The following is a 22,143-nucleotide window of genomic DNA, read 5'->3' on the forward strand; positions in this document are numbered from 1 at the left end:
GGGTAGGCCGCGGTGTCCGGTGCGGTGCCTCGCAAGGCGCCGGAGCGGCTCGACAGCGGAGCTGTCGGGACGTTTCGGCAACGCGGCGAGGTGCCGTGCCGGGCGTCGCGGCCCCGGCCATGATCCGCCGGACACGCCCTGGGACCGTTCTCACCAGGCTTCGAGCGGCGGCGTCGTCCCGGCCGGCGGGGGTTCCCACGGGCGGGCCGCCGACGCCCACACCACGAACGCCAGGAGGGCGAGCGCGGTCAGGGTCCACAGCAGCCGCCGGGTCCGCCGGGCCCGGCGCAGCCGGCGCGCGCCGAGGGCCGCCGCCCGGGGCGCGAGGTCGCGGGGGACCGGCGGGTGCGGGGTGTCGAGGAGCCGCCGGACCGCCTCCTCCCGGTTCACCGGGTGTCCCGCAGCACGGCGACCGCCCGGGCGCAGACGGCCAGGATCCGCGCCTCGGAGACCCCGAGCAGCGCCGCGACCTGCTCCTCCGCGATCCCCTCGTACAGGCGCAGCACGACGACGACCCGTTCCCGGGGGCTCAGCGGGGCGAGGACGCCGCCGTGGCCGCCGCGACGGCGGCGGGGGACGCGCGCGAAGCGGAGCACGAGCTCGTCGCGCGCGCAGGCGTACGGGTCGTCGTCGCGCAGCCGGTCCCACACCGCGTACGTGTGCGCGAGGACGTGCGTCAGGAGGGCGCGGGCGTACGGGTTCCGGGCGCGGGTCTCGGCCGTCAGCAGGGTCGCGACGTGCAGCAGCCGCCCCGCCGCCCCGGCCGCGAACGCGTCGAACTCCCGGGCGCGGGAGGCGCGTCGGACGTCCCGGCCGTTCCGCCGCTCTCGCACCCCCTCATCCGACGACAGCGCGGGGACGGGGTCAAGAGGCCGGAGCGGACTCGCTTCCGCCCGTGGCCTCCGGCTCGGCCGGGAGGTGCCCGGTGTGCGCCGACTGGCGTGCGGACAGGGCGGTGTTGAAGCGGGTGAGCAGGGTGCAGAAGACCTCGCGCTCGTCCGGTGTCCAGCCCTCCGTGACCTCGGCCATCAGCCGGCGGCGCGAGGCGCGGACCTCCTCCAGGCGCGCGAGCCCGCGCTGCGAGAGCTGGAGGACGACCGCCCGCCCGTCCTCGGGGTGCGAGGTGCGCTTCACCAGGCCGGTGTCCACGAGCGGGGCGACCTGGCGGGTGACCGTCGAGGAGTCGATCCCCATGCCCGCCGCGAGCGCCTTGACGCCCATCGGGCCTTCCTGGTCGAGCCGGTTGAGGAGCAGGTACGCGGCCCGGTCCATGGAGTTGCGGAGCTGGCCGGTGCCGCCGAGGCGGGTCTGCTCGGCCCGGCGGGCGAAGACGGCCACCTGGTGCTGGAGGGCGTCGAGGAGACCGGGGTCGAGAGCGGTCGTCATGTCCTGGGACGGGGGCATGGCTGTGGGTCTCTCTCGTGCGGGAGCGGTCGGACGGTGGGGGACAGAGTACGCGGACCCGACGGGGTCCGTACCGGGCCCGTCCAAACCCGTTCGGACGCCTGCCGTCCGGGCGGTCACCAGGGCCGTGAGCTGCGAGACTTGCTGTCATGAGCTTCCGTACACCACGCCCCTTGCACCGGCTGATGCTCGACGACGTGCGCGGGGCGCAGAAGATGCTGTCCGGGGTGGCCCGCGTGACGGCGATGGAGGGCAGCCGGCACCTGTCCTCCCTGGTGGGGGCGCCGGTGCACCTCAAGTGCGAGAACCTCCAGCGGACCGGCTCCTTCAAACTGCGCGGGGCGTACGTGCGGATCGCCGGGCTGCGGCCCGAGGAGAAGGCCGCCGGGGTCGTCGCCGCCTCCGCCGGCAACCACGCGCAGGGCGTCGCGCTCGCCTCGCGGCTGCTCGGGGTGCGCGCCACCGTCTTCATGCCGGTCGGCGCCCCGCTGCCGAAGGTCGCGGCGACCCGGGACTACGGCGCCGAGGTCCGTCTCCAGGGGCAGGTCGTGGACGAGACGCTCGCGGCGGCGGAGGAGTACGCGCGGGAGACCGGCGCCGTCCTCATCCACCCCTTCGACCACCCCGACGTCATCGTCGGGCAGGGCACGGTCGGCCTGGAGATCCTGGAGCAGTGCCCCGAGGTCCGTACGATCGTGGTCGGCGTCGGCGGCGGCGGTCTCGCGGCCGGCATCGGGCTCGCGGTGAAGTCGCTGCGCCCGGACGTAAAGGTGATCGGGGTGCAGGCGGAGGGCGCCGCCGCCTATCCGCCCTCGCTGGCTGCCGGGCACCCGGTGGTCGTCGAGTCGCCGGTGACGATGGCCGACGGCATCAAGGTGGGCCGGCCCGGCGACGTGCCGTTCGACCTGATCAGGGAGTACGTGGACGAGGTCCGCACGGTCTCCGAGGACGCGCTCTCCTCCGCCCTGCTGCTCTGCCTGGAGCGCGCCAAGCTGGTCGTGGAACCGGCGGGCGCCAGCCCGGTCGCGGCCCTGCTCGCCGACCCGGGGTCCTTCCGGGGCCCGGTGGTCGCGGTCCTCTCCGGCGGCAACGTCGACCCGCTCCTCCTCCAGCGCGTGCTGCGGCACGGCATGGCCGCCGGGGGCCGCTACCTGAGCCTGCGGCTGCGCGTGACGGACCGGCCGGGGGTCCTGGCGTCGCTCCTCGCGGCCCTGACGGTGGTCGACGCCAACGTCCTGGACGTCAGCCACGTACGGACCGACCCGAGGCTCGGCCTGACGGAGGCGGAGGTCGAGCTGCACCTGGAGACGAAGGGCCCGGAGCACTGCCGGCAGGTGACGGAGGCGCTGCGGGACGCCGGGTACACGGTCCTCGGCTGACCCCCGTAGGTCGGGTGCACGGTCCTCGGCCGCCCTCCGTACGTCGGGTGCACGGTCCTCGGCCGCCCTCCGTGCGTCGGGTGCACGGCCCTCGGCCGACCCCCGCGCGCCCCTGACCTCGGCTTGTGGCGCAGATCACTTATTCGGTGGGCGCGGGCCGTCCCCCAAACCTAGGATCGGTGGGAAAAAGTCCCGATCCATGGGGAGTACCCACATGCCAGGCGCGATCTACGCCGAGGGTCTGGTGAAGACCTTCGGTGACGTACGAGCTCTGGACGGGGTGGACCTCGACGTGCCCGAGGGCACCGTCCTGGGCCTGCTCGGTCCGAACGGCGCGGGGAAGACCACCGCCGTGCGCGTCCTGACGACCCTCCTGCGGCCCGACAGCGGGCGGGCCGTGGTCGCCGGGATCGACGTCCTCGAACACCCCAACGAGGTGCGCCGCTCAATCGGCCTCTCCGGCCAGTTCGCGGCCGTCGACGAGTACCTCACCGGCCGCGAGAACCTCCAGATGGTCGGACAGCTCTACCAGATGAAGGCGAGGGCGGCGAAGGCGCGGGCGGGCGAGCTGCTCGAACGGTTCCACCTCGCCGAGGCCGCCGACCGCCCCGCCAAGACGTACTCGGGCGGCATGCGGCGCCGGCTCGACCTCGCGGCCGCGCTCGTGGTCTCCCCGCCGGTCATGTTCATGGACGAGCCGACCACCGGCCTCGACCCGCGCAACCGGCAGGAGCTCTGGGAGGTCATCAAGGAGCTGGTCGCCGGCGGTACGACCCTGCTCCTCACCACCCAGTACCTGGAGGAGGCCGACCACCTCGCCCACGACATCTGCGTGGTCGACCACGGCCGGGTCATCGCGCGCGGCACCTCCGACCAGCTCAAGGCGCAGACGGGCGGCGAGCGCGTCGAGGTCGTCGTCCGGGAGCGGGGGATGCTCGCCGGTGCCCGGGAGGTCCTCGGCCGCTACGGCGTCGCGGGCGGTGCCGGCGGCATCGGTGGCCCCGGCCCGGGCCGTGCCGAGGTCTCCGTCGAGGAGCACACCCGCATGCTCACCGTCCCCGTCACCGGCGGCGCCAAGCTGCTCGCCGAGGTCATCCGCGACCTGGACGCCGTCGGCGTCGAGATCGACGACATCGGCCTGCGCCGCCCGACCCTCGACGACGTCTTCATCTCCCTGACCGGCCACGCGGCCGAGCAGGAAGAGGAGGAGGGCGACGCCCCGGACGAGCAGGGCGGCCGGAGCCGCAGGCACCGCGGAAAGGCCGCGAAGGACGCGGAGACCGCCGAGGACGCGAAGGAGGGGGCGAAGTGAGCACCATGACCGCCACGGACGTGAAGGAGGAGGCGAAGTGAGCACCGTGACCACCGAGGCCCCGGCCCGTGCCCCCCGGCCGCGCGGGGGCATCGCCCAGTCCCTCGGCGACTCCCTCGTCGTCGCCAAGCGCAACCTCATCCGGATGACCCGGATCCCCGAGATGATCCTCTTCGGGGTCATCCAGCCGGTGATGTTCGTGGTGCTCTTCACGTACGTCTTCGGCGGCTCGATGGCGATCGGCGGCACCCTCGACCCCGACGTCTACCGCGACTTCCTGATGGCGGGCATCTTCGCGCAGACCGTCACCTTCGCCACGGCGGGATCGGCGGCCGGCATCGCCGACGACATGCAGAAGGGGATCATCGACCGCTTCCGCTCGCTGCCGATGGCGCGGGGCGCGGTCCTCACCGGCCGCACCGTCGCCGACCTCGCGCAGACGTCGGTCACGCTGCTCGTCCTCGCGATCGTCGCGCTCCTGGTGGGCTGGCGCACCGGCTCCGCCGAGCCGACCAACGCCGGAAGGGTCCTGGCCGGCTTCGTCCTGCTGCTGCTCCTCGGCTACGCCTTCACCTGGATCGGGGCCCTGATCGGCCTCTCCGTCCGCACCCCGGAGGCCGCCACCTCGGGCGGCATCATCTGGCTCTTCCCGGTCACGTTCATCTCGAACGCGTTCGTGGACTCGGACCAGATGACGCCCTGGCTGCGGCACATCGCCGAGTGGAACCCCTTCAGCGCCACCGTGCAGGCGTGCCGGGAGCTGTTCGGCAACCCCGGCGTCTCGACCTCCGACGCCTGGCCGATGCAGCACCCGGTCTGGGCCTCGATCATCTGGTCGGTCCTGATCGTCGCCCTCTTCCGGACCCTCGCGGTCCGCAAGTACCGCTCGGCGGCGTCCTGACCCCCGGCACGGCGTCACCACGCGCACGCGTGTACGGGTGAAACGCACGGCCGAGGCGTACCACTGAGGGCCGGACCCCATGGGGGTCCGGCCCTCGGTCGATCGTGAGGCGGGAGCCTCAGCCGGTGTACGGCTTCGCGCTGAGGATCTTCACCGAGGCCTTCTTGCCGTTCGGCAGCTCGTACTCGGCGTCGTCGCCGGCCTTCTTGCCGTTGACGCCGACGCCCAGCGGGGACTGCGGCGAGTAGGTCTCGATGTCACCGCTCGCGTACTCGCGGGAGGCGAGGAGGAAGGTCAGGGTGTCGTCCTCGTCGCCGTCGAAGGCGATCGTGACGACCATGCCGGGCTCGACGACGCCGTCGTCCGCCGGGGCCTCGCCCACCTTGGCGTGCTGGAGCAGCTGGGTGAGCTGACGGACCCGGAGCTCCTGCTTGCCCTGCTCCTCCTTGGCCGCGTGGTACCCGCCGTTCTCGCGCAGGTCGCCCTCTTCGCGCGCGGCGGCGATCTTGGCGGCGATCTCGGTACGCGCGGGACCAGACAGGTACTCAAGCTCGTCCTTGAGCTTGTTGTACGCCTCCTGGGTGAGCCAGGTGACGTTGTCGCTGGTCTGGGTCACAGGTGCTCCTCGTAGGTACTGGGAATACAAAGCATCGCCCTACACGGGAATGCTGTGCTGTCCCGGGTGGGCGAAACCACGAGCCTAACAATCAGTGGCGAAAAGCGGGAGGACATAAACCACGGAATGGCGTCACCCCAGGTCACGGTGGTGACCCGCCGGGACTCGTCACCGGCTCCCTACCCACCGCTACCGGGCCGTACACCCGATCAGTTCGGCGCTCGTCGCGTGCGCGGTGGTGCGGAGGGAGAAGACCTGGTCGACCCGGGCGGCGGGATCGTCGATCCGCACGTCCTTGCGGGCCACCTCGGTCCCGTCCTCGGAGCGCGAGCGCAGGGTGCAGACGCCCTCGACGCCCTCGTCCTTGCGGACCTCCAGGTGCACCTGGACCTCGGTGGCGCTCACCACGTCGAACTTGATCATCTCGGCGCTGATCCTGCTGTCGACGACGTAGTACCAGCCGAACCAGCCGAGCAGGCCGAGGAAGAGGACTCCGAGCACCGACCCGACGACCTTGAGCGTGCGGTCGGCCCGCTCGTCCGCGGAGCGTCCGTAGCGCCCCTCGGGCGGCTGCTCTCGCACCGCGCTCATGATCGATCCTCTCGAAGCCGGGGGTGGCGGAATTTTCGGCCCCCCGATTCCGTCACTATAGAGACCTCCCTCCGCGACCAATCACTGAGGATCGAGTCTTGACTGACCAGCTGCGACTGATGGCCGTGCACGCCCACCCCGACGACGAGTCGAGCAAGGGTGCGGCCACGATGGCCAAGTACGTGTCCGAGGGGGTGGACGTCCTGGTGGTGACGTGCACGGGCGGCGAGCGCGGCTCGGTCCTCAACCCCAAGCTCCAGGGCGACCCCTACATCGAGGAGAACATCCACGAGGTGCGCCGCAAGGAGATGGACGAGGCCCGCGAGATCCTCGGCGTCTCCCAGGAGTGGCTGGGCTTCGTCGACTCGGGCCTGCCCGAGGGCGACCCGCTGCCCCCGCTCCCCGAGGGCTGCTTCGCCCTCCAGGACGTCGATGAGGCGGCCGGCCGGCTGGTCCGCAGCATCCGCTCCTTCCGTCCCCAGGTCGTCACGACCTACGACGAGAACGGCGGCTACCCGCACCCCGACCACATCATGACCCACAAGATCACGATGGTGGCGTTCGACGGCGCGGGCGACCCCGAGGCGTTCCCCGAGGACGAGTTCGGCCCGGTCTGGCAGCCCCTGAAGCTCTACTACAACCAGGGCTTCAACCGGCCCCGCACCGAGGCCCTGCACCAGGCGCTCCTCGACCAGGGCCTGGAGTCCCCGTACGGGGAGTGGCTGGAGCGCTGGAAGGAGTTCGAGCGCAAGGAGCGGACCCTGACCACCTTCGTGCCCTGCGCCGACTTCTTCGAGGTCCGGGACCGGGCGCTGATCGCCCACGCCACCCAGATCGACCCCGACGGCGGCTGGTTCCGCGTCCCCATGGAGATCCAGAGGAAGGTCTGGCCGACGGAGGAGTACGAGCTCAGCAAGGCGCTGGTGCCGACCTCCCTCCCCGAGGAAGATCTCTTCGCGGGCATCCGCGACAATGCCTGACATGAGCGCACACCTGGCACTGACCCAGCTTGTCCCCTTCGCCGCCGAAGAGCTGGACAAGAACAAGGTGACCCCCGGCGTCCTCGGCTTCGTCGTCTTCGCGGTCCTGGCCCTGGCGGTCTGGATGCTGATGAAGTCGATGAACCGCCACATGGGCCGGGTCTCCTTCGAGGAGGCCCCGGACCCGGCGGCCACGCCGGCGGCCCCGGCGGAGACGCCCAAGAAGTAACCGGCGCGCACCCTCGCCCTCCGGGCCGTACCGCCGCGGTACGGCCCGGAGGGCGTCCGCGCGTTCAGACGCGCGGGGGGACGGCCGGTCCGCGGGGGACGGGCGCCCGCGCCCTGACGTCCCCGCCCCCGCCGCAGGCCCGACGCTCCGGCCGGAGGCCCGACGCTCCCGCCGCAGGACCTACGCCCCCGGCACCCCCAGTACGTCCCGCGCCCGTCGGTTCGGGACCAGGCCCAGGTCCCAGGCCTGCCACGGCGTCCCCGCGTCCACGCCACGCGCCAGGACCGCCCCGTACGCCTCGGCGCAGTCGTCCAGGCGCGGGTCGCGCGCCGGGTGCCGGTCCGCGACCAGGGCCGCCAGCTCCTCGCGGGCCGTCGCCGTCCCCGGCTCCGGGGAGCCCGGGGCCGCGTGCGGGAGCAGGGTGCAGCGCAGGAAGCGGGCCCAGTCCGCGCCGCGCGGATCGCCGTACGAGGCGAACAGGGCCCGCGCCTCGTCGCACAGGCCCAGCGCCTGCGGCACGCGCGCGTTGCCCGCGTCGACGACCGCCAGCTCCAGACAGGTCCAGGCCTCCCCGTGGGCCACCCCGATCCGGTGGAAGTCCGCCCGCGCGTCCACCAGCAGCTGACGGGCGAAGCCCGAGTTCCGCAGGCCCCCCGTGCGGGCGGCCGCCTGGTCGCGGGTGACCCGGCCCGAGTGGTGCCGGGCGCAGGCGAGCCCGTACACGTCCCGCATCCGGGAGAACAGCGTCCGCGCCCGCCCCAGCTCCCGCACCGCCTCGTCGCGGTCGCCGCGCTCCTCCAGGGCGTGCCCCAGGTGGTACAGCGTCCACGCCTCGCCCCGCGCGTCCTCCTGCTCCCGGTGCCGGGCCAGCGCGCCGCGCAGCCCCTCCACGGCCGGCTCGGCGTCCCCGGCGGCGAGCCGGGCCCGCGCGAGCTGGGTCAGCGCCCAGGCCTCGCCGCGCCCGTCGTGGATCCGCCCGTACCCGTCGAGCGCGGACCGCAGCTCGGCCTCGGCGCCCGGCACGTCACCGCGCAGCAGCAGCACCTGGCCGCGCTGGAAGTGCGCCCACGCCTCGCCGTGCGGGGACTCGTGCTCCCGGTGCAGCGCGAGGGACAGGTCGAGCAGCGCCGTCGCCTCCGCGAGCCGCCCCCGGTCCCGCTCCACGGCCGCGAGCGCGTGCAGCGTCCAGCCCCGGTCGGCGGCGAGCGCCTCCGGCTCCTGGAGCGCGAGCGCCTCCCGCAGCCGCTCCGCCGCCTCCGCCAGCTTCCCCTGGTGGTGCAGGGTGATCCCGAGCGAGCAGAGCGCGAGGGCTGCCTCCGGGTCCCGGCGGTCCTCCCGGTACGAGGAGACGACCGAGGTCAGGGTCGTGCGCGCCTTGTCCAGCTCGCCGATCTGCCGGGCCGCGATGCCGGTCCGCCACCGCACCGAGCGCGACAGCGGCCCCTGCCCGACCGACGCGGCCAGCTCGTCGATCTCCCCGAGCCGGTAGAGGTCGCCGCGCAGCAGGCAGTAGTCGCAGAGCGCGCCGAGCAGGTCGAGGACGGTCCGCTGGTCGACGCCCCGGCTGTGCCGCAGCGCCGCCGTGATGAAGCTGGTCTCCTCGTCGAGCCAGTTCAGGGCCGCCTCCAGGGAGCCGAAGCCGTGCCCGCCGAACCGGTCGGCGCGGGTCGACATCTTGCCGTCGACCATCCGGATCACCGCGTCCGCCAGCTCCGCGTAGTTGCGGATCAGACGCTCCTGGGCCGACGCGGCCTCCGCCGCGTCCTCCTCGTCGAGGAGCCGGGCGGCCGCGAAGCCGCGCACCGCGTCGTGCAGCCGGTACCGCTCCCCGCGCACGTGGTCCAGGAGCCCGGCGTCGGCGAGACCGCGCAGCAGCCGCGCTCCCTCGGCGCCGTCCGTGCCGAGCAGTGCCCCGGCCGCCGCCGCGCCGAGCGAGGCCCGCCCGGCGAGCGCGAGCCGCCGCAGGAGCCGCCGGGAGTCGTCGTCGAGGTCGGCGGAGTACCGCGCGTGCAGGGCGCGCCCGACGGGGTCCGTGCCCCGCTCCGGCTGGCCGAGCAGTTCCGCCACCTCGACGGCGGACCGCCGCCCGAGGAGGGAGCCCGCCGCCCGCAGCGCCAGCGGGAGCCCGCCGCACAGCTCCCGGATCCGTTCGGCGGCCTCCGCGTCGTACGGCCCGGGGCCGCCCGCCGCCCGCAGCAGCTCCTCCGCCCCGGCCGCGCCGAGCGCCGCCACCTCAAGGGCGTGCACGGCGGCCGGCACGTCCGGACCGAGGTCCAGCGGCTCCCGGCAGGTCACCAGGACCAGGCTCTCCGAACGCCCGGGCAGCAGGGCCCGCACCTGGGCCGCGTCCACGGCGTCGTCCAGGACCACCACCACCGGCGTCCCGGCGAGCTGCCGGTGGTACGACTCCGTGAGCCGCCGCACCTGCTGCTCCACCGAGGCGCCCTCCCGGAAGAGCAGCCGCTCGCGCGGGGCGCCGAGCCGGTTCAGCAGGTGCAGCAGTGCCTCCCGGGTCGCGACCGGCCCCTCGGCCGCCGTACCCGGCACGGCCGTGGCGTTCCCCCGCAGGTCCACCACGCACGCCCCGCGGAACCGCTCGCGCAGCGCGTGCGCGGCCCCGACCGCGAGCGCGGTGCGCCCCGACCCCGGCGCGCCGTGCAGCAGCACCACGGTCGGCCGGGTCTCCACCGAGGCCCTGCCCTCCCGCACCCACCCGGCGATCCGCTCCAGCTCCTCCCGCCGCCCCGCGAACACCCCGGCAGGCTCGGGCAACTGCCCGAAGGACCGCTCCAGGACGGTACGGCTCCGGGCCGCGGCACTCCGGTCGACACCCCGCAACGACCGTACGGCGGGGGCGGGGGCGGCCGCGGCCGGCTCCCGTTCCAGGAACGGCCGCACCCCACGACTCTCCAGCGCCGCCAACCACCGCGCCCGCGCCTCCTCGACGCCCCCGGGGGCCTCGGCCCGGGACCCGGACGTCGCCCTCAGCACGGTCGCCGCCGCCCCGGCCACCGCCACCGCGGCGCCCGCGCCGAGCGCGGTCCCCGCCGACGTGCCGAGGGCCAGATCGGCCCCGACCGCGGCAACGGCCGCGACCCCGGCGACCAGCACGGCCCCACCGCCCCGGGACCCGCCGCCCTTCCTGCCTTCCGCCGACTCCACGGCCCGCAGGAACTCCGCGTACTCCCCGCTCGCCCCCGCGGCCATCACGTCCAGCTCGGACCGCCCCCGAGCGAGCAGCGCCCCGGCGTCCCGGCCCCCGCCGCGCACCTCCTCCGCCACGATCCGCTCCAACAGCCGCTCGACCTCGGCCCGGTGACTCTCCCTCATCCGCGTTCCCCCTCCGCACGTACCCGACGAGACGGCCCCAGTCTCCTGCGCGACGCACTCCGGCGCGAGGGAGGAGCCGACGCCCACGGCGACCGATCGCCCCGGTAGGTTCGAGCCGACGCCACATCCTCCCGGTACGACGAGAAAAGGGACGCGCCGATGGACGACGAGGCCCTTTGTACGGACGTCACCCTCCGGGCCACGCTCGACGACCGGGCGGCCGCGCCCCGCGGCGACCTCCTCGTCCACTGGTTCCGCACCGCGACCGACCTCCTCTTCGCCACGGGGGAAAGGGAGTTGTCCGAATCCTGGGCCCTGGTCACGGAGTCGATCGACGGTGACCGTGAGGTCCGCGTACGCGACGTGCGCGCCCACTGGACGGAACTGGCCGACGCACTGCGCCCTTCACCGTTCTACGCCGCGGCGGGCTTCCACGAGCCGTCCCCCGGTGGAGTCGGGGTCGACGACCACGGCCGGATCGGCGGTACGCGAACGGGCCGCGGCGGCAGCCACACCGAACTGTCGGCCCAGGTGCGGGGCGCCGAGCGCATCGCCGACGCCGCCTGGTGCGCGCACCTGGTCGACTTCCTCGCCACCGCCCTGGACGGGGCGGACCCCGCCTTCGCGCGGATCGGCCACCTCGACTTCCAGGAGACCACCGACCTGGAGGCGGTCCTGAAGCGCCCCCACCGCCGGTCGCTGCACGAATCCCGGACCCTGCTGCGCGGCTATTCGTGGGTCACCGGCGTCCCCGCCGAACTGGCCGCCCGACTCGGCGGCCCGACCGCACTGGAGGCCACCGGCGCCTTCCACGCGGTACGCGAACTGCGCGCCGGCGGCCTGCTGCTCCAGTCCACCGAGACCCTCGCCGACTACGACCGGCCGCACCTGGAGGCGGTGTTCCACGCCCTGGCCCCGGTCCTCCCCCCGGGCACACCCGACGAGGCCCCCGGCCACCCCACCCTCCGACTCACCTTCGAGGACGCGAGCCGGGTCCGGCCCCGAACCGGTTCGTGAACTCGGCGGACCCACGTGCGACGCCGCTTGTATGAACTGGTTGGCCCGGTGTACCCCCGCCGTATCTGCCTCAGCACCCCGGGGATCCGGTCGACTGGTGGTCCTGGGGCCTGGAGGCCTTCGAGGAGGCACGTCGCCGTGGCAGGCCCGCCCTGCTGTCGCTCGGCTACTCGGCGTGCCACTGGTGGCAACGGACTCGCGAGCCCAATAGCCGGCGGAACTCACACCTCTCTGATGATCACGCGGCTTCCGCAGAGCTTCGACCAGTCGTCGCGGTCGGAGGTCAGGACGATCACGGGAGCCGGGACGCGGAGCGCGAGCGCGGCGACGAGGGCATCGATCGCGTACTTGTGCCCGTGCAGCCCGCCTGCGTCCTGAAGCAGCTGCACTGCGGTTAGGGAGTCCTCTTGGCTGACTGGTTCCACCCGCAGCCGGGAGAGCACCCACTTCAAGCGCGCCAGATCGGTCTTCCCGTGCACGGCTTCGACGATGGTCAGCGCAGACACGAGGACGGGAACTCCGACCTGCCGGGATGCCTCGACGCGAGCCGCCATCTTGCGGTCGTCGCGCAGGAGCAGGGAGAGCGCCTCGGAGTCCAGTACCAGCGAGCGGGCCGGCTGCTCCTTCACGCAGCGCCCCGCTCGGCGTTCTCGTCTCCGAACAACTCGCGTCGGGCGGCCTCGACCTCCTGCTCCGTGAGCGCGCCGTGCTCCTCCTCGTGAGCCGCCACGATCTCGGCGAGCCCGTCCATGGCGAGCTGATGCCTGACGGCTTCGGTGATGTAGCTGGACACGCCTCGGCGTCCGGCCCTTGAGCGGAGCTCACTGACCAGATCGGAGGGCATGGAGACAGAGATGTTCTCGGTGGTCCCGGCTCGGGTCGTCTTCATGTCTCTAGTGTAAGACAGTATCTATTACAGCGGGAGGGGCTTGGGGCGGTGAAGGCTTTCGGCACTTCGAGCGTGTCCCCGGAGGGAGGCCGCCCTTCTCGGGCGATCACCTAGCCGGGGCTGACCAACCCGCCTCACCTCAGCCGCCCTGTTCGCACAGAGAGGCCCGCGACAGGCCGCAGGTCGGCGGTGTGAGGGGGCGTCCACACCCGGCACCCGGTCAGTCGGCCCACATGACTTCGAAGGCGCAGCAGGTCTTTCCCGCGGTCGAGCCGCCTGTGAGGACCAGGAAGCCGCAGGTGTGTCCGAGCCGGGCGAACGGGGGACGCACACGGAATGCAGCTCCGGGTGCGCTTGAAGGCGTCCGGCAGGAGCACGCCGACTGTCCTTCCGGCCTCGCAGCCCGCGTCGCCGCCATCGCACCGTCCTGATCTACCATCCGGCTGACTGTGCCTCAGGTCGTGTGGATGTGCATCGGCGAGGGGAACAACAACCCCTTCGGTCCGTTGCAGCCAGTGGTTCCCGCTGGCGCATCCGATGGGGACCTGTCTTCCTTGGTTGATCTGAGGCACCGATACAGGTCCGTATGCGGGCGATGACACAGGCAGCCAAGCCGTACTGTGCGTGATCACCAGCAGCGCTCGGATGGATCAACCTGTCGTCAATGGCATGGTGATCACCAGCTACCTGGGCCCTGTCTGAACCGAGACGGCCGTGCGGGGTGCCCCTCCGTCGTCCCGCGCGGTCGGGATCACCACACGAAGCTTCTACGCCCGACTCGGTGAAGATCGGCCTTGCCTCCTTGTGCCCTTCTGGCTCGCCGCTGACGGCGATGTCCGCATGGACGGTCAACCGGTGGCCGAGCGCATCAGCCCGTACTTGCCTGCAGCGTCGTGGTTCCAGCCGCGGCTGCCGAGGTAGTGGCATCAACGGCAAAATGGAACAACGTTCCCTACAAGACCCCGAGATCGACCGCGACGGAGAAAGGAACGGTGGCCTTCACCGCGCCGGTGAACATCTCGCCGTCCCGGTAAGCCTCGGTAGCGGGATCGAGAACGTAGGTGTAGACGATCGGGACCCCGGTGGCAGCCTGCTCGACCCGCCAGTAGAAGGGGATGCCGGCCTTGGCGTACTGGTCGACCTTCACGATCCGGTCCGTGGTCTCCGAGCCGGGCGACACGACCTCGACGACCAGGAGCACGTGCTCGGGGCGGGTGGGCGTGACGTCGATCGTCTCCGCCCGGTAGACGATGACGTCCGGACGGCGGTTGGTGAGCGGAACGTCCTGCAGGCGGACGTCGAAGTCCGTGTCCGCGTTCCAGTCGGGGCCCGCGGCGGCATCCAGGGCGTTGGCCAGGACGCGGGCCAGCCGGTTGTGGCGCTTGGAGGCGCTCGGGCTCACGACGACCATCCCGTCCACGATCTCGATGCCGGCGCACTGCTCCTCGGACCAGGAGTCGTACTGCTCCGCGCTGATCTGCGAATGCATCCACGCGGGCGCCACCATCTCGGCGCTCATGGTCTACCTCCTTCGAGAGGCCTCGGCAGGTCCGGCGCTGCGCCCAGCCTACTGTTCCGAGGCGTCGGGCCGCCCGACTCGGAGCGGGACGGAGCCGCCCGCCACGTGATGGCTCGCAAGGGCAATTCGGCCAAGCGAGACGGGCTCGTGAGGGTTTCGCCGGCCGTGCCAGGCGTTGTGAGAGGCTGGATCGCATGAACCGGCTGGCTGGTGTGACCTCCCCGTATCTGCTGCAGCACGCTGACAACCCGGTCGACTGGTGGCCCTGGGGACCGGAGGCCTTCGAGGAGGCGCGGCGGCGCGACGTGCCCGTCCTCCTGAGCGTCGGCTACAGCGCCTGCCACTGGTGCCACGTCATGGCCCACGAGTCCTTCGAGGACGACGCCACCGCCGCGCTGATCAACGACGGCTTCGTCGCCGTCAAGGTCGACCGCGAGGAGCGGCCCGACGTCGACGCCGTCTACATGGAGGCGGTCCAGGCCGCCACCGGGCAGGGCGGCTGGCCGATGACCGTGTTCCTCACGCCGGACGCCGCGCCCTTCTACTTCGGCACGTACTTCCCGCCCGAGCCCCGTCACGGCATGCCCTCCTTCGGCGAGGTCCTGACGGGTGTCCGGGACGCGTGGGCCGGGCGGCGCGGGGAGGTGGACGAGGTCGCGGAGCGGATCGTGAAGGAGCTCGCTGGCCGCTCCCTCGCGTACGGCGGCGACGGCGTTCCCGGCGAGGAGGACCTCGCGCAGGCCCTCCTCGGCCTCACCCGCGAGTACGACGCCACCCGCGGCGGCTTCGGCGGCGCCCCCAAGTTCCCGCCGTCCATGGTCCTGGAGTTCCTGCTCCGCCACCACGCCCGCACGGGCTCCGAGGGGGCCCTCCAGATGGCCTCCGACACCTGCGAGGCCATGGCCCGCGGCGGCATCTACGACCAGCTCGGCGGCGGCTTCGCCCGCTACGCCGTCGACCGCACCTGGACGGTCCCGCACTTCGAGAAGATGCTGTACGACAACGCCCTGCTCTGCCGGGTGTACGCGCACCTCTGGAAGGCCACCGGCAGCGACCTGGCCCGCCGGGTCGCCCTGGAGACCGCCGACTTCCTGGTACGCGAACTCCGCACGCCCGAGGGCGGTTTCGCCTCCGCGCTCGACGCCGACTCCGACGACGGCACCGGCAAGCACGTCGAAGGCGCCTACTACGTGTGGACGCCCGAGCGGCTCGCCGAGGTGCTCGGCCCCGAGGACGCCGCCGTCGCCGCCGCCCACTACGGCGTCACCGAGGACGGCACCTTCGAGGAGGGCAGCTCCGTCCTCCAGCTCCCGCAGGACGCGGGCGTGGCCGACGCCGAGCGGATCGCGTCGATCGCGGACCGGCTCCGCGCCGCCCGCGACGAGCGCCCGCGTCCGGGCCGGGACGACAAGGTGGTCGCCGCCTGGAACGGCCTCGCGATCGCCGCGCTCGCCGAGACCGGCGCCCTCTTCGACCGCCCCGACCTGGTCGAGCGCGCCACCGAGGCCGCCGACCTGCTCGTCCGGGTCCACATGGACGAGGGCGCCCGCCTCACCCGTACGTCCAAGGACGGCCGGGCGGGCACCAACGCGGGCGTCCTGGAGGACTACGCCGACGTGGCCGAGGGCTTCCTCGCCCTCGCGGCCGTCACCGGCGAGGGCGCCTGGCTGGAGTTCGCCGGCTTCCTCCTCGACCTCGTCCTCGACCGCTTCACCGCCGAGGGCGGCGCGCTGTACGACACGGCCCACGACGCCGAGACCCTCATCCGGCGCCCCCAGGACCCCACCGACAACGCCACCCCGTCCGGCTGGACCGCCGCCGCTGGGGCCCTGCTCTCGTACGCGGCCCACACCGGCTCCGAGGCCCACCGGGCCGCCGCCGAAGGGGCCCTCGGCGTCGTCAAGGCCCTCGGCCCCCGCGCGCCCCGCTTCATCGGCTGGGGCCTGGCCGTCGCCGAGGCCCTCCTCGACGGCCCCCGGGAGGTCGCCGTCGTGGGCGACCCCGGCGACGAGGCGTTCCGTGAGCTGCGCCGTACCGCGCTCCTGGCCACCGCCCCCGGCGCGGTCCTCGCCGCCGGCGCCCCCGGCGGCGAGGAGTTCCCGCTCCTGGAGGGCCGGCCGCTGGTGGCCGGAGGACCCGCCGCGTACGTCTGCCGCCGCTTCACCTGCGACGCGCCGGTCACCGACCCGGAGGCGCTGCGCCGGAAGCTCTGAGCAGGGCCCGGAACGGCGACGGCCCCGCCGCCCCTCCGAAGAGGGGCGGCGGGGCCGCGCCGGAACCGGGGCTGGTCGCTCAGCTGTTGCCGGCGCCGTTGCCCGACAGGACCGGGATGTCGCTGAGGATGTGCGACAGCGGCTCGTCGCCCTTGGCCTGGGTCGAGTTCTCGACGCACTGCTGGTTCTGCGGGGAGGACAGGACGTTGATGTCCTGGACCGTGATCGGGACGAGGCCGATCAGCGAACCGGCGTTGACCTTGGCCGGCAGGCCGACGCAGGGCTTGTTCAGCGAGCCCTGGACCAGCGCGAGCTGGGGGCTCATGTTGCCGTACGTGGCGGAGTTGCCGTACGCCTGGGTGGCGCCGTTGCCGCTGAGCGAGGTGGTGCCGCCGTCGTCGGCGATCGCGAGCGCCTGCCCGGCGCCCGTCGCCGTCGCGCCGAGGACCGTCGCGGCCACAGCAGCCGTAGCGAACAGCTTCTTCATCAGTTCAGGCCTTTCGGATACTGGCTCGCCGATTGCCGAGCCGTACTGATCAACCGGCGGGAATGCCGAAGGTTCCGGGAAGTCCACCGGACGGACTACGGGCAGATGAGCGAAATACCCTGTCCCGCACCGTATTTCGAGCCGTTCGCACAGAGGTGCGCGACGCGGCGTGGAGAGGGTGAATCACTCTCCCGCGCCCATTGTGTAATGATGCGGGAATCCCAGCGGAAGGAGCGAAGATGGCGCCGGAGCCCGGGAAATGGGAACGGATGGCCTTCATTCCGAAGAGCCGGTACGTGAGCGACCCGACCCCCGCCGACCGCACTCCGTTCCCGGTCTATTCCGCCCTGGTGACGCAGTGGACGCAGGCGGGCCGCGCGGTGCCGGGGGTGCCGGACCGGGAGTGGGAGCGGCTGATGGCGGCCCCGGTCTGGCCGCGCTGAGGAGCCGCGCGGGACGGCGGGAACGTACGGCACGACGAAAGGGGCCGCCCCGGAGGGCGGCCCCTGACGCGGGAACGTGACGTGTGAACGGCGTCGCGTCCGGGTGGGGACGTCAGTTGTTGCCGACGCCGTTGCCCGACAGGATCGGGATGTCCTCCAGGATGTGCGACAGCGGCTCGTCGCCCTTGGCCTGGGTGGAGTTCTCGACGCACTGCTGGTTCTGCGGGGAGGACAGGACGTTGATGTCCTGGACGGTGATCGGGACGAGGCCGATCAGCGAACCGGCGTTGAGCTTGGCCGGCAGGCCGATGCAGGGCTTGTTGAGCGAGCCCTGGATCAGAGCCATCTGGGGGCTCATGTTGCCGTACGTGGCGGAGTTGCCGTACGCCTGGGCGGCGCCGTTGCCGCTGAACGAGGTGGTGCCGCCGTCGTTGCTGATGGCGAGCGCCGGGGAGGCCACGGCGGCGGAGGCGCCGACGATGGAGACGGCCGCGGCCGCGGTGGCCATAACCTTCTTGATCACGGGAGTTCCCTTCTAGAACCTGCTCCGTGCAGGGAGCGACCTGATCAACAGGGGTCCGGACGCGGGGGTTCCGTCGTGTCACCCTCTTGGCGGAGCGCGCGCGGCAGCGCGAAACGAGTGTCCCTTCGAAAGGGTGAAGCGCCGGAACCAAACCCTCCGGAGGCAGTTGAGCCGGGCGCATCAATCAGGTCGATTGGTGGGAACAGGAACGGAATCACCGTGATCAAGAAGATTGTGGCGGCTGCGGCTGTTGCGGCCTCCGTCGTCGGCGCTTCTGCCGCGGCGGCCTCCCCGGCGCTGGCGATCGCCGACGACGGCGGTACCACCTCGCTCAGCGGCAACGGCGCCACCCAGGCGTACGGCAACTCGGAGACCGCGGGCGACTTGAGCCCGCAGATGACGCTGGTCCAGGGCTCGCTGAACAAGCTCTGCCTCGGTGTTCCGGTCAAGGGCAACCTCGGCTCCCTCGTAGGCGTCGTCCCGATCACCGTCCAGGACGTCAACGTGCTGTCCTCCCCGCAGAACCAGCAGTGCGCGGACAACTCCACCCAGGCCAAGGGCGACGAGCCGCTGTCGCACATCCTGGAGGACATTCCGGTCCTCTCCGGGAACGGTGTCGCCAACGGCTGACCCGCGGCGCGTACGGCAGGGCCGGAGGAGAACGGCGACGTTCTCCTCCGGCCCTGTTCCGTGCGAGCACCGGCATTGTTCCGTGCGGGCGGTTCCGTGCGGGCAATGGGGTGAAACGAACGCCTCCGGAGTTATTCCGGTTTCCTTCGTGCGGGATGTTCGTTGTGTTGTGTACTGCGGAGGCCGGGGAAATCCCTTCCCCGGGCATCACGAGATCCGTGAGAATTCTTCCGCCGAGGAAAGGATCCAGACGAAATGAACTGTAAGAAGGCTGCGGCCGTCGTCGCCGGTATCGTCCTGGCCATGGGTGTGGCGTCGCCCGCCTTCGCGGACGCCGACGCGGACGGTGCGGCCGTCGGCTCGCCCGGCGTCCTGTCCGGCAACGTCATCCAGGTCCCGGTCCACATCCCGGTCAACGTCTGCGGCAACACCGTGAACATCATCGCGCTGCTGAACCCGGCCCTCGGCAACGTCTGCGCCAACGACTGACCCGACGCGGTACGCGGACAGGCACGGGGCCGGCCCCGGGGAGCACTCGCTCCCCGGGGCCGGCCCTCGTCGTGCCGCGGCCGCGGTCAACGGGGGCTGAGCCGGTCGGGCGCGTCCTCCGGGGCGGTGCGGGGCGCCGGGGGCACGTCGGCGGCCGGGCGCGGCCCGCCGGGCGCCCGGCGCCGGCGCAGCGCCGCCAGGGCCTTGCGCAGCAGGTGCGCGAGCCAGGCGCGGCCCATGGCGAGCGCGGGCAGCGGGTCGTCGGCCGCCCACCACGCCCACTCGGTCGGCCGCCGCACCCCGCCGGTCTCGGCCGCGTACCGCCGGCGCGGGACGGCGAGCAGCGAGAGCAGCGCGTAGTTCTCGGCCACGAACCGGCGCCCGTACGCGGGGGAGGGCGGGGGGACGGGGCGCCCGGTGAGGTCCAGGTGGAGCGCCCGGACCGCGTCCAGGCCGTCCTGGTCGGTGAAGAGCCGGAACTGCGCGCCGGGCCGGGGGTTGAAGTCGAGCAGGTGGTACGCGCCGGTCGTCCGGTCCAGCCGGAAGTCCAGGTCGCACACGCCCCGGTAGCCGAGCGCGTCGAGCAGGGTCCGCGCCGTCCGCTCCACCGCCGGGTTCACGGTCCAGCGGCCCGCGGCGGTCAGCCCGGCCCCGGTGGGCCAGGCGCGCTCCTTGCGCCCGGTCGCCCCGGTCGTGCAGCGGCCGGCGGAGTCCACGTACCCCTGGAAGAACCAGTCCAGGTCGCGGCCCTCGGGGAGGAGCTCCTGGAGGAGGAGCCGGCTGCCGGCCTCCGGGGCGCGGGCGTACAGCTCCCGGACCTCGGCGAGCGAGCGCGCGATCGACGTGCTGCGCAGCCCCGCGCCGACCGGCAGCAGCCAGGGCCGGCTCCACTTGGCGACCACCGGGAGGCCCAGCGCCCAGGCCATGGCAGCGGCCTCGTCGGCGTCGGCGGGGAGCGCGGTACGGGGGTGGGGCAGGCCCAGGGACGCGCAGGTCTCGGCGAGCGCCGCCTTGTCGGCGACCCGCAGCAGCTGCGCCTCGGTCTGCTCGGGCAGCAGGAAGCGCGGGGCGAGCTCGGTGCGGCGGCGGGCCAGGGCGAGCGCGGTGACGTCGTCCAGCGGGACGGCGAGCAGGGGGGCCGACGCCCCTTCGGACACCTCGTCCCCGACCCGGCGGAGGAAGGCGGCCAGCTCGGCGGAGGAGGCGGCCCCGGGGCCGGGGCGGGCCGACCGGAGGTGACGGGAACGGGCCACCGGACTCGTCCGCGATTCGACGACGGCGTGGACCGGAATTCCCGCCCGGCCCAGTGAGCGGACCGCCCCGAGCGTGCCGTGGTGAAAGGGGTTCCGGTCGAGCCGTACGAGGACGGCCGGGACGCGGGTGTCAAAACTCGGCACGGCATGCCCTTCGTCTCGGTGCACCAACCGGGCGATCAAATCCTCTAATGGACTAGCGAGCGAAGGAAAGCCGAGTTCACGGACGGCTTATTAGGAATACTTTCGGAACATCTGATTGACGATCAGTCACCTACTGCGCGACGCGGAGGAGCGGCCATGAAAGCTGCAAGCCGGAGAAGTTCGAGAGCGTGGCTGGGGGTGTTCGCCGCCGGTCTCCTCGCCTCGGGCTCCCTCGCGCTGTCGCCCTCCGCCCACGCCGCGGAACCCGTGGACGGACGGGAGGCGGGGAAGACGCGCGAGGCGCGGGACCCCGGTCCTTCGGTCGCCGGCGCCATGGGGGCCTTCCTCTCCTCGGGCGCGTACGGGGTCACCCGCATCGGCGAACTCGAACGCTGGCTCGGCGGCCGCGAACTCCGCGTCGGCCACACCTACCTGCCCGGCGACCTCTGGAAGAACATCGAGGCACCCCCCGGCTTCCTCGACGCCTGGGCGAACTGGCGCAACGAGAAGGCCGACCGCCTCTTCGTCCTCAACGTCCCCATGCTGGAGCGCAACGAGGCCCGCGTCCCCGACGCCGAGGTCCGCCGACTGCTCCGGCTCGGCGCGGCCGGGCACTACGACCACCACTTCAGGACCCTCGCCCGGCGCCTCGTCGAGCTGAGGGCGAACGACACCGTCGTCGTCCTCGGCTGGGAGATGAACGGCATCACCTACACCCACCGGTGCGGCCCCGACCCCGAGGCGTGGAAGGCGTACTGGAACCGCATCGTCGCCGCGATGCGGTCCGTCCCCGGCCAGAAGTTCCGCTTCGACTTCAACCCGAGCCGCGGCCGCGACGCCGTTCCGTGGACCGAGTGTTACCCGGGCGACGACGTCGTCGACATCATCGGCATGGATTCGTACGACCAGCCGCCGGGGAGCAGTTTCGACGAACACGTCAACGAGCCGTACGGTCTGCGGAAGCAGATCGATTTCGCGGCCGAGCACGGAAAACTGATCTCCTATCCGGAATGGGGCCTCTTCCGGAACGGCGACAACCCGGAATACATGCGGCGCATGCTCGAATGGATGGAGCAGCACAAGCCGCTCTACCACACGATCACCGACTACTGCCCGCACGGCGTCTGGCAGTGCGACGACAACCCGCGGTCGTCGCTGGTGTTCCGTCAGATGCTGTACGGGAAGGAGCCGGAGCTCCCGACGCCCGAGCCGACGCCGACTCCCACCCCGACGCCCACTCCCACGCCGACTCCGACGCAGCCCGCGCCGGAACCCAAGCCCGAGTCGACGCCGACTCCGACTCCGACTCCGACGTCGGAACCCGCACCGACGCCTACGCCGACTCCCACACAGTCCGAGCCGAAGCCCGCGCCGACGCAGACGACCCCCGCGCCGACGCCTACCCCGACGCCCACACCCGCGCCGACGCAGTCCGAGCCGAAGCCCGCGCCGACGCAGACGACGCCGGCACCCAGGCCGACTCCCACACCCACGCCCACGCCGACACCCACGCAGCCCGAGCCGAAGCCCGCGCCGACGACACCGACGCCCACACCTACCCCCACCCCCACGCCGACCCCCACCCCCACGCAGCCCGAGCCGAAGCCCGCGCCGGTGCCCGTGCCCCTTCCCACGCCCGTGCCCCAGCCGAACTGCTGGCCCGTTAACCTCGGCTCCTGGATCGAGAGCTGGATCGGCGGGCCCGTCTGCATGTCGAAGGACTCCTGGAAGGGCGAGGCCGATCTCGACTGGAAGGAGGCGCTCAAGGGCGTCTGGCCCTTCTGACCGGGGCGG

General features: G+C 72.8%; 23 protein-coding genes and 1 pseudogene. 12 read left to right on the forward strand and 12 right to left on the reverse strand.

Going from position 1 to position 22,143, the window contains the following annotated elements:
• Positions 1 to 150: 150 nt before the first annotated feature.
• The 3 genes from AB0398_RS01380 to AB0398_RS01390 are packed head-to-tail and all read right to left on the reverse strand — an operon-like array spanning position 151 to position 1,404.
• A complete protein-coding gene (locus tag AB0398_RS01380; RefSeq protein WP_366371355.1) occupies positions 151 to 390 on the reverse strand; it encodes a hypothetical protein in 240 nt (79 codons plus the stop codon).
• Positions 387 to 833 carry a sigma factor-like helix-turn-helix DNA-binding protein gene (locus tag AB0398_RS01385; protein ID WP_366371357.1) on the reverse strand — a complete coding sequence of 149 codons (447 nt, stop codon included), beginning with the start codon at positions 831 to 833 and terminating at the stop codon, positions 387 to 389. Before AB0398_RS01385 ends, AB0398_RS01380 begins: the two co-directional genes overlap by 4 nt.
• 31 nt (positions 834 to 864) lie before the next feature.
• On the reverse strand, positions 865 to 1,404 hold the full coding sequence (locus AB0398_RS01390; RefSeq protein ID WP_366371358.1) for a MarR family transcriptional regulator: 540 nt from the start codon (positions 1,402 to 1,404) through the stop codon (positions 865 to 867).
• A 149-nt stretch (positions 1,405 to 1,553) separates the two neighbouring features.
• Here AB0398_RS01390 and ilvA point away from each other — a divergent pair, with 149 nt between their 5' ends.
• The 3 genes from ilvA (at position 1,554) to AB0398_RS01405 (ending at position 4,996) form a co-directional block, all read left to right on the forward strand.
• On the forward strand, positions 1,554 to 2,783 hold the full coding sequence (gene ilvA / locus AB0398_RS01395; protein ID WP_366371360.1) for a threonine ammonia-lyase: 1,230 nt from the start codon (positions 1,554 to 1,556) through the stop codon (positions 2,781 to 2,783).
• Between the two features lie 214 nt (positions 2,784 to 2,997).
• Positions 2,998 to 4,095: an ATP-binding cassette domain-containing protein gene (locus AB0398_RS01400; protein ID WP_366371362.1), complete on the forward strand. Its 1,098-nt coding sequence runs from the start codon at positions 2,998 to 3,000 to the stop codon at positions 4,093 to 4,095.
• A gap of 37 nt (positions 4,096 to 4,132) precedes the next feature.
• Complete coding sequence (locus tag AB0398_RS01405) at positions 4,133 to 4,996, forward strand: ABC transporter permease (RefSeq protein WP_366371364.1); 864 nt, start codon at positions 4,133 to 4,135, stop codon at positions 4,994 to 4,996.
• A 118-nt stretch (positions 4,997 to 5,114) separates the two neighbouring features.
• Here the strand turns inward: AB0398_RS01405 and greA are convergent, their stop codons facing one another.
• Together greA and AB0398_RS01415 are read right to left on the reverse strand one after the other, a co-directional pair.
• The gene (greA, locus tag AB0398_RS01410) at positions 5,115 to 5,612 is read right to left on the reverse strand and encodes a transcription elongation factor GreA (RefSeq protein ID WP_366371366.1); all 498 of its coding nucleotides are present in this window, start codon (positions 5,610 to 5,612) and stop codon (positions 5,115 to 5,117) included.
• 189 nt (positions 5,613 to 5,801) lie between these two features.
• Positions 5,802 to 6,203, reverse strand: a complete 402-nt coding sequence (locus AB0398_RS01415) for a DUF4307 domain-containing protein (RefSeq protein WP_366371368.1) — start codon at positions 6,201 to 6,203, stop codon at positions 5,802 to 5,804.
• A gap of 98 nt (positions 6,204 to 6,301) precedes the next feature.
• On the opposite strand from AB0398_RS01415, the gene mca reads away from it, so the two are divergent.
• Entirely contained in the window at positions 6,302 to 7,183 is an 882-nt protein-coding gene (gene mca / locus AB0398_RS01420; RefSeq protein WP_366371370.1) for a mycothiol conjugate amidase Mca, read from the forward strand.
• Positions 7,176 to 7,412: a hypothetical protein gene (locus AB0398_RS01425; RefSeq protein ID WP_366371371.1), complete on the forward strand. Its 237-nt coding sequence runs from the start codon at positions 7,176 to 7,178 to the stop codon at positions 7,410 to 7,412. The genes mca and AB0398_RS01425 overlap by 8 nt, the downstream gene beginning before the upstream one ends.
• A 180-nt stretch (positions 7,413 to 7,592) precedes the next feature.
• Here AB0398_RS01425 and AB0398_RS01430 read toward each other — a convergent pair whose 3' ends face one another.
• Positions 7,593 to 10,742, reverse strand: a complete 3,150-nt coding sequence (locus tag AB0398_RS01430) for a tetratricopeptide repeat protein (RefSeq protein WP_366371373.1) — start codon at positions 10,740 to 10,742, stop codon at positions 7,593 to 7,595.
• Between the two features lie 159 nt (positions 10,743 to 10,901).
• Between AB0398_RS01430 and AB0398_RS01435 the strand changes: the two genes are divergently transcribed.
• Positions 10,902 to 11,759, forward strand: a complete 858-nt coding sequence (locus AB0398_RS01435) for a hypothetical protein (protein ID WP_366371375.1) — start codon at positions 10,902 to 10,904, stop codon at positions 11,757 to 11,759.
• Positions 11,760 to 11,824: 65 nt separating this feature from the next.
• Positions 11,825 to 11,938: pseudogene (locus AB0398_RS01440) on the forward strand (DUF255 domain-containing protein); the annotation flags it as partial.
• A gap of 42 nt (positions 11,939 to 11,980) precedes the next feature.
• On the opposite strand, the gene AB0398_RS01445 reads toward AB0398_RS01440, so the two are convergent.
• The 3 genes from AB0398_RS01445 to AB0398_RS01455 all read right to left on the reverse strand — a co-directional run bounded on the left by AB0398_RS01445 (position 11,981) and on the right by AB0398_RS01455 (position 14,167).
• Entirely contained in the window at positions 11,981 to 12,388 is a 408-nt protein-coding gene (locus AB0398_RS01445) for a PIN domain-containing protein (RefSeq protein WP_366371377.1), read from the reverse strand.
• Positions 12,385 to 12,648 carry a hypothetical protein gene (locus tag AB0398_RS01450; RefSeq protein WP_366371379.1) on the reverse strand — a complete coding sequence of 88 codons (264 nt, stop codon included), beginning with the start codon at positions 12,646 to 12,648 and terminating at the stop codon, positions 12,385 to 12,387. Before AB0398_RS01450 ends, AB0398_RS01445 begins: the two co-directional genes overlap by 4 nt.
• Positions 12,649 to 13,600: 952 nt before the next feature.
• Entirely contained in the window at positions 13,601 to 14,167 is a 567-nt protein-coding gene (locus AB0398_RS01455; protein WP_366371381.1) for a Uma2 family endonuclease, read from the reverse strand.
• Positions 14,168 to 14,361: 194 nt separating this feature from the next.
• On the opposite strand from AB0398_RS01455, the gene AB0398_RS01460 reads away from it, so the two are divergent.
• On the forward strand, positions 14,362 to 16,380 hold the full coding sequence (locus AB0398_RS01460; RefSeq protein WP_366371383.1) for a thioredoxin domain-containing protein: 2,019 nt from the start codon (positions 14,362 to 14,364) through the stop codon (positions 16,378 to 16,380).
• Between the two features lie 79 nt (positions 16,381 to 16,459).
• Here the strand turns inward: AB0398_RS01460 and AB0398_RS01465 are convergent, their stop codons facing one another.
• Positions 16,460 to 16,867 (reverse strand): rodlin, encoded by a 408-nt coding sequence (locus AB0398_RS01465; RefSeq protein WP_366371386.1) that lies wholly within the window; start codon positions 16,865 to 16,867, stop codon positions 16,460 to 16,462.
• Between the two features lie 296 nt (positions 16,868 to 17,163).
• Here AB0398_RS01465 and AB0398_RS01470 point away from each other — a divergent pair, with 296 nt between their 5' ends.
• A complete protein-coding gene (locus AB0398_RS01470) occupies positions 17,164 to 17,310 on the forward strand; it encodes a hypothetical protein (protein ID WP_366371388.1) in 147 nt (48 codons plus the stop codon).
• A gap of 112 nt (positions 17,311 to 17,422) precedes the next feature.
• Here the strand turns inward: AB0398_RS01470 and AB0398_RS01475 are convergent, their stop codons facing one another.
• Complete coding sequence (locus AB0398_RS01475) at positions 17,423 to 17,833, reverse strand: rodlin (RefSeq protein WP_366371390.1); 411 nt, start codon at positions 17,831 to 17,833, stop codon at positions 17,423 to 17,425.
• A 219-nt stretch (positions 17,834 to 18,052) separates the two neighbouring features.
• Here AB0398_RS01475 and AB0398_RS01480 point away from each other — a divergent pair, with 219 nt between their 5' ends.
• Positions 18,053 to 18,463 (forward strand): rodlin, encoded by a 411-nt coding sequence (locus tag AB0398_RS01480; protein ID WP_366371392.1) that lies wholly within the window; start codon positions 18,053 to 18,055, stop codon positions 18,461 to 18,463.
• Between the two features lie 255 nt (positions 18,464 to 18,718).
• Positions 18,719 to 18,952 carry a chaplin gene (locus AB0398_RS01485; RefSeq protein WP_366371394.1) on the forward strand — a complete coding sequence of 78 codons (234 nt, stop codon included), beginning with the start codon at positions 18,719 to 18,721 and terminating at the stop codon, positions 18,950 to 18,952.
• Positions 18,953 to 19,038: 86 nt separating this feature from the next.
• On the opposite strand, the gene AB0398_RS01490 is transcribed toward AB0398_RS01485, so the two are convergent.
• Complete coding sequence (locus AB0398_RS01490) at positions 19,039 to 20,349, reverse strand: ATP-grasp domain-containing protein (RefSeq protein WP_366371396.1); 1,311 nt, start codon at positions 20,347 to 20,349, stop codon at positions 19,039 to 19,041.
• Between the two features lie 156 nt (positions 20,350 to 20,505).
• Between AB0398_RS01490 and AB0398_RS01495 the strand changes: the two genes are divergently transcribed.
• Positions 20,506 to 22,134 (forward strand): glycosyl hydrolase, encoded by a 1,629-nt coding sequence (locus tag AB0398_RS01495; protein WP_366371398.1) that lies wholly within the window; start codon positions 20,506 to 20,508, stop codon positions 22,132 to 22,134.
• The last annotated feature ends 9 nt before the right edge of the window (positions 22,135 to 22,143 follow it).

Source organism: Streptomyces sp. NPDC086147 (genome assembly GCF_040702165.1).
GTDB lineage: Bacteria > Actinomycetota > Actinomycetes > Streptomycetales > Streptomycetaceae > Streptomyces.